Annotated in this window: 12 protein-coding genes; 5 read left to right on the plus strand and 7 right to left on the minus strand. The window is 59.8% G+C overall.

Annotated features, from left to right (window positions below; genetic code table 11):
* The first annotated feature begins 174 nt into the window (after positions 1–174).
* Positions 175–327: a hypothetical protein gene (locus KBT70_RS03450; RefSeq protein WP_254699947.1), complete on the plus strand. Its 153-nt coding sequence runs from the start codon at positions 175–177 to the stop codon at positions 325–327.
* On the opposite strand, the gene KBT70_RS03455 is transcribed toward KBT70_RS03450, so the two are convergent.
* The 3 genes from KBT70_RS03455 to KBT70_RS03465 form a co-directional block, all read right to left on the minus strand.
* The gene (locus KBT70_RS03455; RefSeq protein WP_151975979.1) at positions 324–1,682 is read right to left on the minus strand and encodes a GntP family permease; all 1,359 of its coding nucleotides are present in this window, start codon (positions 1,680–1,682) and stop codon (positions 324–326) included. The two genes, KBT70_RS03450 and KBT70_RS03455, sit on opposite strands and share 4 nt — an antisense overlap.
* A 506-nt stretch (positions 1,683–2,188) precedes the next feature.
* Positions 2,189–2,458 carry a hypothetical protein gene (locus KBT70_RS03460; RefSeq protein ID WP_296628820.1) on the minus strand — a complete coding sequence of 90 codons (270 nt, stop codon included), beginning with the start codon at positions 2,456–2,458 and terminating at the stop codon, positions 2,189–2,191.
* Positions 2,459–2,618: 160 nt separating this feature from the next.
* On the minus strand, positions 2,619–2,798 hold the full coding sequence (locus KBT70_RS03465; protein ID WP_080457384.1) for a hypothetical protein: 180 nt from the start codon (positions 2,796–2,798) through the stop codon (positions 2,619–2,621).
* Positions 2,799–2,979: 181 nt separating this feature from the next.
* On the opposite strand from KBT70_RS03465, the gene KBT70_RS03470 reads away from it, so the two are divergent.
* Complete coding sequence (locus KBT70_RS03470; RefSeq protein WP_296628826.1) at positions 2,980–3,321, plus strand: hypothetical protein; 342 nt, start codon at positions 2,980–2,982, stop codon at positions 3,319–3,321.
* Here KBT70_RS03470 and KBT70_RS03475 read toward each other — a convergent pair.
* Both KBT70_RS03475 and KBT70_RS03480 read right to left on the minus strand, forming a co-directional pair.
* A complete protein-coding gene (locus tag KBT70_RS03475) occupies positions 3,278–3,967 on the minus strand; it encodes a hypothetical protein (RefSeq protein ID WP_296628829.1) in 690 nt (229 codons plus the stop codon). The two genes, KBT70_RS03470 and KBT70_RS03475, sit on opposite strands and share 44 nt — an antisense overlap.
* Complete coding sequence (locus KBT70_RS03480; RefSeq protein WP_296628831.1) at positions 3,960–4,751, minus strand: AAA family ATPase; 792 nt, start codon at positions 4,749–4,751, stop codon at positions 3,960–3,962. The genes KBT70_RS03475 and KBT70_RS03480 overlap by 8 nt, the downstream gene beginning before the upstream one ends.
* A gap of 692 nt (positions 4,752–5,443) precedes the next feature.
* Here KBT70_RS03480 and KBT70_RS03485 point away from each other — a divergent pair.
* From KBT70_RS03485 to KBT70_RS03495, 3 genes are read left to right on the plus strand one after another with little or no spacing between them, the layout of a single operon-like run.
* Complete coding sequence (locus KBT70_RS03485; RefSeq protein WP_296628834.1) at positions 5,444–5,992, plus strand: helix-turn-helix domain-containing protein; 549 nt, start codon at positions 5,444–5,446, stop codon at positions 5,990–5,992.
* Positions 5,985–7,859, plus strand: a complete 1,875-nt coding sequence (locus KBT70_RS03490) for a relaxase/mobilization nuclease domain-containing protein (protein ID WP_296628838.1) — start codon at positions 5,985–5,987, stop codon at positions 7,857–7,859. The genes KBT70_RS03485 and KBT70_RS03490 overlap by 8 nt, the downstream gene beginning before the upstream one ends.
* 12 nt (positions 7,860–7,871) lie before the next feature.
* The gene (locus KBT70_RS03495; RefSeq protein WP_296628841.1) at positions 7,872–9,803 is read left to right on the plus strand and encodes a type IV secretory system conjugative DNA transfer family protein; all 1,932 of its coding nucleotides are present in this window, start codon (positions 7,872–7,874) and stop codon (positions 9,801–9,803) included.
* Positions 9,804–9,845: 42 nt separating this feature from the next.
* On the opposite strand, the gene KBT70_RS03500 is transcribed toward KBT70_RS03495, so the two are convergent.
* Complete coding sequence (locus KBT70_RS03500; protein WP_296628842.1) at positions 9,846–11,036, minus strand: GIY-YIG nuclease family protein; 1,191 nt, start codon at positions 11,034–11,036, stop codon at positions 9,846–9,848.
* A partial coding sequence (locus tag KBT70_RS03505) for a pseudomurein-binding repeat-containing protein (protein WP_296628844.1) occupies positions 11,029–11,556 on the minus strand: 528 nt, incomplete at its 5' end. The genes KBT70_RS03505 and KBT70_RS03500, both read right to left, overlap by 8 nt.

The following is an 11,556-nucleotide window of genomic DNA, read 5'->3' on the forward strand; positions in this document are numbered from 1 at the left end:
CGCCAGTCCGTGAGCGCACAGTTTTAGGGAAGCTGAGCTGTGACGCGCATCTGGTGCTTGAGATCAGCTCTGGGCTGTGAAGACGGCCCAGTCTTTTAGATTGCGATAGCTTCGGCGATACCCGAAACCGTCATTCAGGAACAAAGCCGAGCGCTTGGTGCCGATGTTGTCGTGATGGGACCAGTGGCCAGAACCGGCCTGAGTGGGGTGTTCATCGGCAATACCGCCGAAAACAGCATCAATACGCTCGAATGCCCCGATCTTGCGGTGAAGCCTGATGGCTTCATAAGCCCTCTCGACCAACCGTGTGGAACGGCAGAGACCTAAAAACTCCCGAACGCCATGCCAAGCGCGATAATCAAGGAGCAAGCGATGGTCGGCACAACAACTGCCACCACAAAGATATCGCCATAGGCCTGCCTGTGCGTCATGCCACAAATGCCCAGAAGGGTGACGACAGCGCCATTGTGCGGCAGCGTATCCAACCCCCCGGTGGCCACCGCAATGACACGATGCAACAAGGCGGGATCAACGCCCTGTAGGGTTGCCTGCGCTATAATTGATGGCCCCAGCACGTCCAGCGCAATTGACATGCCCCCCGATGCGGACCCTGTAATCCCGGCAAGGGCCGCCGATGATAGCGCCGCTGAGATGAGCGCATTGCCACCTGCCAATCCGTCAAGGCTTTGCCGGAAGACGTCAAACCCCGGCAGGGTGGCTATGACGGCGCCGAACCCTACAAGACTTGCTGTGTTGAACAGGGGAAGCAGGGCAGACTCCGCGCCGTCGTTCAGGGACTGCATAACCCGTGGCGGGCGGCTGAGGATCAAGGCCAAGATCAGTGCCACAGCAAGCGCCGTAATGACTGACCAAAGCCCTCGCAAACGAGACAAATCGGTCGCGCCATAGGCGGCATCGGCCAGATATCCGGTATCCAGCAGGGGTAACACGACGCTGCCCATGATCAGCGTAACGACCCCGACCGACAGGATCGGTGCGGCGGCTCTCCAGAGCGGCAATGCTCCAGAGGTTGTCGGCGTATTGGTTACGGCAGCCACGTGGTGACCGGCAAGCTTGCGCACCCGCCATTGCAGCCAGACCAAACCGAGCACCAACATTACCGCACCGGCAATCAGCCCCAGTCCGGGGGCCGCAAAGGCCGTGGTCCCGAAGGTCGCCATGGGGATCGCGTTCTGGATGGACGGCGTGCCGGGCAAGGCGGTCATGGTGAACGTGAAGGCACCCAAGGCTATGGAAGCGGGGATCAATCTTTGCGGAAGACCAGTTTGCACAAAAAGCGCGTGGGCCAGCGGCCAAGCTGCGAAGGCCACTACGAACAGCGATACACCGCCATAGGTCAGCAGGGCACAGGCCAGAACAACCGCGAGGATCGCGTTTTTCGCACCCAGGGCCGATGCAATCGCACTGGCCAAACGCGCTGCGGCACCTGATGCTTCCATCACCTTTCCAAAAAGCGCACCTAGTAAGAACAACGGAAAGAAGGCGATCACAAACGCCCCCGCTGCTTGCATGAAGATCTGCGTATAGCCCGCAAGAACGGGTGCGCCTGATGCGAATGCAGCAAGCGTCGCGAGCACTGGTGCAAGGACCAGCACAGATATACCGCGCCATGCCCCTGCGATCAGTAGAGTCAGCGCCAAAAAGATCAGGATAACACTCATGCCTACGCCTCTTGCTGCGATGCAGCATAAGCGAACAACAGGAAGTCGTGAAGGAATTTAAAGATTGGTTTGTGCGCTGACTGACGATTCAGTCGATGAAATGCTGCGCGATGTACGAGTGGCCGCTTCGACGGGCCGCACCACAGCATTGGAGCGGCATGGTAAATGGCAGCAAAGGGCCGAACACGATGCCGCACCTGCGAAAGAGGCTTCCATGCTGCGATGTGCGTGACTGTCTGCAATGGTGAAGGTTTCGACATTGGCAAGCCCCGCAAGCGGGGCCGGGCTGCTGAGGCTCCGCCCTGAATTCTGACCTTGCTGTCTTCCTGTGCCAATACGTCTTGGTCTGTCTCATCCTGAGCCACCCCAAGCCGTTTGTCACATGGTCGCCATCACGATCCGCTTTCAGCTCTGACGGGTCTGCATCCCTGTTGCAAGGCGGACGCTGCCGCCAGGCGAAGCCGAGGGGCTCTAGTGTTCGCCACCTGGCATAAGATTCCGAAGGGCTATGCGTCTGGCTTCTGGTCGAACAGAATAACGTGCGCGCCTTCGTGACTGTCAGGGTTGCCTACCAGCACGAACGGCATATCCGACCCGTCTTTCTCGTAGAGACAGCGGTATTTCATCTGGCCGCTGAGCGGATCGCGCACTTGGTCGTGGCGAAAGCTGTGCTGAACGCCGTCTTCGATCCAGGCCTTGACGCCATCGGGGGTCACCAGCGCAAGCGGCGCGCCGTTCAGCAAGATTGTCTCGCCAACGTTGAAAATCTCTTTCATCTCATGGGTCTCCTATCGGTCTTCTTTGGCAGCGTTGCAAACCGTCGTCGCATTTGCAACGATCCCTGCCCCGCGTGTTCTCTCTCTCGGTGTTATTGCCCCCGGATCACAATCGTGTCCTGCTCAGCTCGCTCACGAGCATCGTAGCGCTGATCGCGGTCTAGCCCGCGTCATCATAAGGCACGTACCTCAAGTTTGCGCCGTCCGTCTGATCGAAGCCGTCGGACCATCTAGTACGGCGCATACCGCAGCGCCATTGGAACACGACGCCGACCTCGACATCTTCACCATCTACTGTCGCCAAAATAATTTCGACCGGGTAACCCGCATAATTCTTCATGCTCAACTCCTGACCTCCATTTGGTCGGAGCCGCAGTTATCAGGTGGCAGGTATATGCCTGTACCTATATATGCTTGGCCAACACAAAACGGAGTTTACAAACTTGCTTTACAGGCCTCTACATATTGCGCTCTTTCTGGGCGCGGCTTCATCGGCTGTCGCTGCCGAGTGGGAGCTCGGCTTGTCGCGAGGTCTGGAGACCTATGCTGCGACTGCAAACGACGGAACTTTGCTCTTAGTTTGCGATCCTGACCGTGTCTACAACCCAAACGTGAGCCATGCGTACTTTTTGTCGCATTTTGACGATGACCAATTCCCGCAACAAGTTGTTCTTCTCGCGGCGACCGGAGAGCAGGCTGCCTTTTCTGTGCAAGACGGGATCGCAACGCAACGCGATGCTGATCCTGCCGAATGGGCACAGCTCATCGACATGATCGAGGCGGGCGGTCAGATCGCTGTCGTGACCGCACGCGATGCCTTTACGCTGGATCAGGACGCGCTGCCCGGGCTTCGATGCCGCTGATCTTTTGAGCGAGCTCTTCGATCTCGGAGTTCAGCAACACCTTGCCGAAGGCGGATAGCAGTTGCGTCACCCCATAGACGTTGAGCGGGTCATCAATGCTCGTCTGCAGCGCTGCCACATGGGCGACGTCGAGCCTGATCATCGATTTCATGAAGGGGGCACCAGTGCCTTTGGGCTCGGCCAGGCGTGGTCGTGCAGCGGAGGCAACCTCATGCCAGGTCGCGGTGTCGCGCAGGTTTTGCATGCGGGCGCGAACCGCTTTGATCAAGGCACGCCGAACGTAGTCCGGATCAAGGCCAGATCGTTCTGCCAGCGCCTCAATCCGTGCCTGATCCTCAGCTCCGATGCGCACGTAATAGGTTCGAGACTGCCCTTCGGTGCGAGTGCTGCAAGCATCATCCGCCACCGGCTGGGTGGATACCCCCGAGTTGATGCGCGCCGTTTCAGCCGCGGCTGCCTTTTCCCCTTTCCGGGGTTCTTTCTTGTCCACTGAATTTACCGCTGGGCCTTCTGTCGCGACCGCTGCCGCCGCACTCTGATTAAATGCGGCATATTTCGTGGCGCTCGTGGCGAACTGCCGCGATTGCGCCAGCCTGTCTTCGTTCGAGACAGCGGTCCCGGACCGGCTTGGAATCTTCCTAGCCATTGGCAGCGTCCACCATGGCCTCGATGTCGCAAAGGACATCGCCGCACAGTGTCAGGGCTGAGGAAAGATGCCCCGCCTGCAACCGATGACGAAGATCCTGTTCATAAATGTCCCGCACGTATCCCAGCGGCCCGGTCAGCGGCATGCGCTGGATCGCAGTGAGATGGGGCACCGGCGTTGGTAGGAGCGGCAGGGTTGAAATCACCTCGAAGACCTCGAGGTCCTGCCGGTGAACCTTGCGTCTTGCCGCGTCACGCTCGAGATCATCGCCTGCGGTCACGAAATCGATCGCGCGTTTGTCCGCATTCATCAATACAGCGGAAAACAGCGGGGCCGGGTCGTCTGGCCCGAGGGTCTCGATCATGCGCATAACCCATGTCAGGGTTTTCAGGACCGCCACGAAATCCGATTGGACCGGCACGGCCGGCACCAGGATCATGTCGCAGGCCAGCGCCAGTGTTTCGGTGTCGGGGTGCTCGCCTGGGCGGGTGTCGATCAGAACCAGATCCACACCTTCAGCCTCAAATCCGTCTAGCGCGTGGTAAAGGCCTTCAACGGTCTCGGGGGCATCGGCCACGGTCAAGCCTGTGGGCCATGGAAGGCGTGGCAGATCACCAAAGTCGGCGCGCGCGCTTTTTGATCCCCATTCGAGGATCTGCTTGTCAGCATCCGCATCCATGACATGCACACGGCGGCCGCGTGCCAGCATGGCGGACGCAAGCATCTGTATGAGGGTTGTCTTTCCCGAACCGCCCTTGGCGGAGATCGCCGTCACAACAAGCATTCACTGTCTCCATAACGTATATCTTGATCTGTTATGGCGATGCCTCGGGATGGCGTCCACACCTTGCGCGATACAGGCGGTCAACTTTTGGGGCAGAACAATCTGTAGCTGCTGAGGCGATCTACTGTTGCTGCAATCATCGGCGTACGCGTTTGGGCAATCGAGCATGCGTGCAAAGAAGCGTTATGTCATGCATCACTTGCGCCATCGCGCCGATGCAGCAATGCCCTAGCAATGCCCGAAGCCTTCGAGGTGTTGGCTCTCAGGGGCCTTATGGCCTCTGGCAATTGATCCTCGATCATCCGTGTCACTACCAACGGCATAAGCACTGCGCCGCGCAGGCGGTCCAATCCCACAAGGTCTTCTTCTCCTTCCGGGAAAACCCCTCTGAGCATTCAACGCCAATGAAGGGATATCGTGTCGGCTGCGCCGACGTCATTCCCGCGCCTGTTCAGGATCCGGGCCAATGTCCCGGATCGCGGCGCGGGGGAGGCGGTGTCCCTTCGGTCTGTTCATTGTCGCGCGGGGTTTGCAGCAGGCATGGCCAAGGCCCTGCCTGCTGATCACCGAAGGTGCGACAACGGACCAAAGGGACGTTGACAGGAACGGTATTGTGTATGACAAAACTTGTGCGGCGACTCATTAGAGTTTTCGTGTTTACAAAAACTATCTAATGATAAATCTTGCCGCCCATGTCCAAACGCCTCTCCACCATAGCCCGACAAGAGGTTCTCCGGCTTGCCGCGCAAGGGCTTGGCGATGGGGAGATCGCCGTGCGTGTTGGCTGCTCCCGGCCCACTGTCGCCCGCGTGCGGGCGCGCGGCGTGGTGGCGGATCGAACCACAAAGGGCCGCGTGCTGCAGGTTCGGGTGTCCGCCCGTGAGGCCGAAGCATTCGAGGCGCTTGTGGCCGAGACGGGCATGACCACGTCGGGTCTGCTCCGGCACATGATCCGTCTGTCATCCGGCATTGTCGCGTTTCGCCGGGACGAGGTCACGGCGCTCAAGGCGTCGGCCAATCAGCTCAATGCCTTGGCGCGCAATCTTGTGCAGATGCTGAAGCTTGCCCATGCGGGCAAGCTGCGGTGGAACGCGCGCGACGCGGCAATAGTCGGTCGGCTTGCGGATCGGGCTGAAGAGGTTGCCCGGGCTGTGCAGGCTTTACGCGCGGCCTCGCTGCGCGGATCCTTCGTCCGGGTGTCCGATCTTCGGGACGTTGGGGAGGGGCAGCGCGATGGCTGAAACACGCACCCTCCAGCAGGCGGTCTTGGGCGAGATTCTGCCTCATGTGGGGCGGCGGTCTGCAGCCATGGCAGGCGAGGCGCGCGTATCGTCGGTCCGTCGGCGTGGCGCGTCCGGCGGGGCTGTTGCGGTGATGTCCTGGAACGCGCTGCGCGTGCCGCAAAGCGTGGTGAAGCGGGTCGGCACGGGCGGGTGTCATTCACCCAAAGAGTTGCGCCGACAGATGAAATACATTCTGCGCGACGAGGCGCGGGTCGCAGCCTGGTCGAACCAGATCGGCATCGATCGTGTCTTTAGCGAGCGCGGCATGGAAAATGTCATTGCCGATTGGAGTGCATCCTGGTGCGGGGCGCCGAAACGGGGTCACACCGATCACATCATCCTGTCCTTTCCCAAGGGAACCGAGGCGGAGTTGGCGGAAGCCATCTCGCGCGAATGGGCGCAGGAGGTGTTCGGCGGGGATTACCGGGATCGATTTCGGTATGTGGCGGCCCTTCATTGCAACACAGAACATGTGCATGCCCATGTTCTTGTCGACAAGGTCGGGATGGAGGACGGCAAGTTCCTCTCGATCAGCCGCCATTCCGAGATCAGCTATGACATGATGCGTGAGCTGCATGCGCAGATCGCGGGCGAGCACGGGCTGGTGCTGAACGCCTCTTCCCGTCTGTCGCGTGGCATCATGGAAAACGCCCCGCGGGACACTGATTTGCAGGCGGCCCGCAAGGAGGGACGGGAGCCAGTGGTTGCCCCGCTGGATCCTGAAAGCCGCGCTCTGCGAGAGGCCGAGATACGCAGGCACGCCGAGGGGTATCGGCAGCTGGCGCAACTTGCCGGGATGGGCCTGGAGGCCGACACCCCTCCGGATGGATGGATGGGGCGCATCGCGGAAAGCGCAGCGCTTGCCGCCAACAACTTGATGAAAGGAATGCCGGTGAAAGAAGGGTTTGCCGAAGGGGTTGATATCCCCGCTGCCGGAGCGGATGTGATCGGTCGTCTGATCGCCGCCCGCGAGACATTGCAGGCGGAAGCCGACAGCGCCTGGAGCGCCATTCAGGACATGGCGCCCGGTGCCGAAAAGGTCGAACTGGAACAGCTCTTTGCCGGGCAGGCCCGCGAAATGGGCACGCTTCTGGGCCGCGACTTTCTTGCGGATCATTCTTCATCGGTGTCGCCCGAGCGCGATCCCTACAGTGTGCAGGGGATTGCGGGGCTGGCTGCACGGGCAGCAGAGGAGGGCAATCCGCTCGTCGCCGAGGCCGATGCTGCACTGGGTCGTTTCAGAGCGGAATTGGCGCGGGTTCTGGCACCGATGGAGTCACGGCTCGAGGAGGCGGGCAGCAGCGTCGAAGAAGTCGCTGCCCGTTTCACCGCACGCCATCGCAGCGAGGCGCAACTCGAAGCCTCACGCCCAGTGGACGCACAGGAGCGCTCGGACTGGCTTGGGCTCGAACGCGACCTGCAGGCGCGCGCGCGTGATGTCTTTGCGGGGCTGCACATGGATCGTGATCTTTTGGCGGATCTGGCGCGTCAGGACATTCTCGACGCGGGGCAGGGCAGCCGCCTTGCCGACATCGCCACGCTGGACAAGCTGATCTCCGACGTGCGGCAAGACCTGCGCGACGGGGATATGGATCAGCTGGCAGCGGGCCGGATCGATCCGCTCATGGACCGCATCGAAGACCCTGGTCTGCGACAAGCCGTGTTCTCGGAGCTAAAGGCCATCGCCGCAGTGGATGCGGGTGATGAAATTACCGGCCGCGACAGCGAACCCGCCGCCACCTACCGGACCCGGATCGAGGCTTTCGAGCGCGCCGAGGAGCGGGGGCGCGACCGGGACGATACCAGCGGCGACTACGGCCTCTAGAGGATTCAAAACATGCTGCATGCAATGGAAAGCCGTTGGCGGTATCCGATCGCCATCCTGCTCGGTCTCGGTGTTGGCATCTGGATCGGTGCCGCTATCGCCACGCTCTATCTGATCGTGCGATTTGGCGAAGACCTGGGTGGGTTCGATATTTTCGAACTTTGGCTGCTCAATCTGTCTGATCCACGGATCAAGGCAAACCCTGCGGTGGAACATACTGCCTGGCTCATCACGGCACTTCCTGCCCTGCTTCTGGCGGCGACAGGAGCGACATCCGTTCATCGCGGGTCGCTCACCGATTATGATGATGCGCATTTCCAGTCGCGTCCCGAGCTCCGCCGCAACCGTATGTCGGCGTCTCTTTCCCAGAACGGCTTTCTGTTCGGCAAGCTCGGGTCACCTGCGTCCCGCGCGCCTTTCGTGTCTGCCACGCCAGATCGCTTCCCGCACGCAATGATGATCGCGCCGACGGGCCGGGGCAAAGGGGTAGGCTTCGTTTTGCCGAACCTTTTGCACTTCCAGGGCAGTGCCGTGATCCTCGACGTCAAGGGCGAGAATTTCGAGAAGACATCCATCCACCGCCAAAAGGCGCTGAACAATCAGGTCTGGTACTTTTCGCCCTATGACTACGTTCAGCCCGAGGGCAAGAACGGGCCCGTCCTGACCCGCACGCACCGGTTCAATCCTCTCCAGCGCATTGCCGATCTGCCCAGCCCCGAGCAGCAATACACCGCCGTCAACACCATGGCGGATTTGTTCCTCATCGTCGAAAGCGTGAACGCGCAGAGCTTTTTCCAGGCCGGACGCAGCCTGTTCGTGGCGTCTTGCCTCTACGCCATCGAGACCGGCAAGCCGACGATCGGTGAGGCGCTGCGGATCATGACTGGCGGCGGCAATAAAAAGGAATTCTACAAACGGGCCGCGATGCAGACCGCAAACCCGGTGGTGGCAGAGATTTTCCTGAGCATGGCCGACGAAGTGGACAAGATTCTCGATTCCTATGTCAGTGTGATCCGCGGGGCCGGATTGGAGCTCTGGCTCGATCCGGCGGTGGACCGGGCAACACAGGCAAGCGATTTCGACTTCGGGACGTTCCGACGAGAGCCACAGTCGCTCTATATTGTTGTGCAGCCGGAGCACCTGAAAACACTGGCCCCCCTGATCCGGCTCCTGTTCGCCGATGCCATCGCATGTCTGCAGCGCGCGCATCCCGGACCGGACGAGCCACATCCCGTCATGTTTCTGATGGATGAATTCGACCAACTGGGCAAACAACCCCTGGTCTTGCAAAGCATCAAGACGATCCGCTCCTATGGCGGGCGGCTGTTTATCATCTCGCAGTCGATCCCCGGTCTTGAGGGCATCTACGGCGAAACCGACCGCCGCGCTCTGCAGGCCGGCGCTGGTGTGCAGATTTACATGACCCCGCAGGATGATCGCACCGCAGACGTGCTGTCCGCAGCCCTCGGCAAGCGCACGATCGTGGGCAAGACCAGATCACAGGCAACCGTGCGCAAGCTCTCGGAAAGCGCAAATATCAGCCGTCGCTCGGAAGAACGGGCGCTGGTATCCCCCGCTGAATTGCTGCGTTTCCCTCTCGACAAGGTCCTTGTCCTGCCTGAGGGGCAATATCCCATCAAGGCGGATCACATCCGCTACTATGCGGACCGGCATTTTGAGGAGATCGACAAAGCACGGCAAGGGCATGCCTTGCCATATCCTCCTGCTGCAGCGCCAATCTCGAACAGGCCGAAGAAAATCACCCTCGAGAAACCAGAACCCGCGGCACCCGCGGCGATCTCCATGGGCGACAAGGAATTCGAGACTGCGATCCAGACCTATACAGGAGCGCTACAGGGATACGCAGAAGCCGCGAGGGCAAAGCCAAAGAAAACACGTTTCGGTGGTCGGGCGCGCTCTTCGGACGCAAAGGCGAGGGGATGATCTGGAAATCGAATGTGGCTGTGCTGTTCTGCCATGCGCCAGCTATGAGACAGATACCAATCGCGCCTGTTTCGGGTCATAGACATAGCCCGAAATCGTCCCGTCCTTGATCCGTTCAACTGCATCCTTTATCGCGAATATTGGCACAAGAAACCACTCCCTCGGAATCACGGGCCTACCAAAGCGATCCATGATTTCGATCTCGAGCCGCGCGGGCTCGAAGATGCGATGGATCAGGTTCTCCAGTTTTGTCCGGTTGATGTTGTAGAGTTCATAAGTCGCAACCACCTCGACGTTCGCCATCAGAAACGTTGGTTGCAGATGTGCGCCAGCGATCCGCTTTTCAACGCTCATATTGGTGACGCCGATCTTGTGTACGAGGTCGCGATTTTCGGCCACAAGTGGATGATCGGACTTGCTGCGAAGCACATAAATTGTCCCGCTCGCCTCGTCACCATCGATTGTCTGATCGGAAAAAAGTGGCCCTGCCGATTGGTCGGTGATCCGCCGTCCGGCGTCGTCCTTGTTCAACGCGCGCTGAAGCGAGCGCATCAGCATGTTGCTCTCGGTCCCGTTGTCGAAAATCACCCGCAGACGCGCATCCGTGCGACCTTGCTCGTTGGTGATGGTCTCGCCCTTGTCGGCGACATAGGCTTTTTGACCACTGACAATGAAGAAGCGTCCCTTCTCGATCTCGGCTTTCATCTCGAACGGGCGAGTTTCGCGCAAGCCGCTATCCAGTTCTTTCTGGACCTGCTCAAACAAGGGTTTGAACGTCGCGAAATCCTCGCATTTCTCGCGGTTTGCGACTTCATCGGCAGCCTTTTTCTCGGCTGTTGACCGGACATGCTTCAATTCCGTGAGGGGTGATTTAGCAACTTCCACGCCCAGTTCGGCGAGGAGGGCATCGTCATCGAGGTCATCGGAGTCTGATGCTGAGGGCGTAGGGGTGTTTGCTAGGAGACCCTGCTCGTCAAGTGGGGCAAGGAGGTCGCGGCATTCCTGCAAGTCGCGGATCCGATCAAGACGCACGGCGTAGAGGCGTTCAAAGATATCACGATCCTCCCCGTGCTGGGGAGGCAGTCCATGCTCATCTGCAAATCGCAAGATTTCCTCAAAACCTGCGATGATGCGCTCTTCGCGTGGTGTGCGGCTGAGCTGCTTCTTGACCTCGACCTCGACGCCAAGCTCAGCAAGGAGGGCATCATCTTCGTCGGTGAAACTCTTAGCCATTGGCAGCCTCCTGCTTCATGCGCGCGAGATAAGCCACACCTTCGGCCATTTTCTTTTCCCACGGGTCCGGTGAAGTAATCGACGGCAGGCGGCCTCGCTCTTGCTTGAACTTAACGGCTCGCTTCGCAAGATCGCGCGCCTCATCCGGTGACAGCTGCACTTTTTTCGCCGAGATGACGGCCTGGACCTGCCGAAGGCTTTCCTCGCTCATAGTCTTTGCCAGAATCGAGTAGGCTTCGCCGAACGGGTTGATGCGATCAATCAGGTCGATGTCGAGTTCGCGCACGTCCATTGCGAATTTGCGCACGCCGTCGATCAAGGCGGTATTGCCGGTTGTTTCTGTATCATCGCGGTTCGACAGCGCGATCTCTTTCGCCTTCTGGGTGAGGTTCAGTGCAGCAACTGCATGTTGGCGCACCGCTTCCTGATCCTCTGCATCTAGCTCTGGGAACCTCGCACCGACGATCTTGCCCATGCGGACCTGCGTCAGTTCCTCCGGCACCAGCTCTTCGTCGAAGAG

This window comes from Roseovarius sp. (assembly GCF_018066915.1).
GTDB lineage: Bacteria > Pseudomonadota > Alphaproteobacteria > Rhodobacterales > Rhodobacteraceae > Roseovarius.

What these genes read in the sequence shown, in the direction of transcription:
- KBT70_RS03475 (WP_296628829.1), bottom strand. Translation starts at nt 3,967, where the DNA reads ATGGCTAGGAAGATTCCAAGCCGGTCCGGGACCGCTGTCTCGAACGAA.
- KBT70_RS03490 (WP_296628838.1), top strand. Translation starts at nt 5,985, where the DNA reads ATGGCTGAAACACGCACCCTCCAGCAGGCGGTCTTGGGCGAGATTCTG.
- KBT70_RS03500 (WP_296628842.1), bottom strand. Translation starts at nt 11,036, where the DNA reads ATGGCTAAGAGTTTCACCGACGAAGATGATGCCCTCCTTGCTGAGCTT.
- KBT70_RS03455 (WP_151975979.1), bottom strand. Translation starts at nt 1,682, where the DNA reads ATGAGTGTTATCCTGATCTTTTTGGCGCTGACTCTACTGATCGCAGGG.
- KBT70_RS03480 (WP_296628831.1), bottom strand. Translation starts at nt 4,751, where the DNA reads ATGCTTGTTGTGACGGCGATCTCCGCCAAGGGCGGTTCGGGAAAGACA.
- KBT70_RS03465 (WP_080457384.1), bottom strand. Translation starts at nt 2,798, where the DNA reads ATGAAGAATTATGCGGGTTACCCGGTCGAAATTATTTTGGCGACAGTA.
- KBT70_RS03460 (WP_296628820.1), bottom strand. Translation starts at nt 2,458, where the DNA reads ATGAAAGAGATTTTCAACGTTGGCGAGACAATCTTGCTGAACGGCGCG.
- KBT70_RS03450 (WP_254699947.1), top strand. Translation starts at nt 175, where the DNA reads ATGGGACCAGTGGCCAGAACCGGCCTGAGTGGGGTGTTCATCGGCAAT.
- KBT70_RS03495 (WP_296628841.1), top strand. Translation starts at nt 7,872, where the DNA reads ATGCTGCATGCAATGGAAAGCCGTTGGCGGTATCCGATCGCCATCCTG.
- KBT70_RS03485 (WP_296628834.1), top strand. Translation starts at nt 5,444, where the DNA reads ATGTCCAAACGCCTCTCCACCATAGCCCGACAAGAGGTTCTCCGGCTT.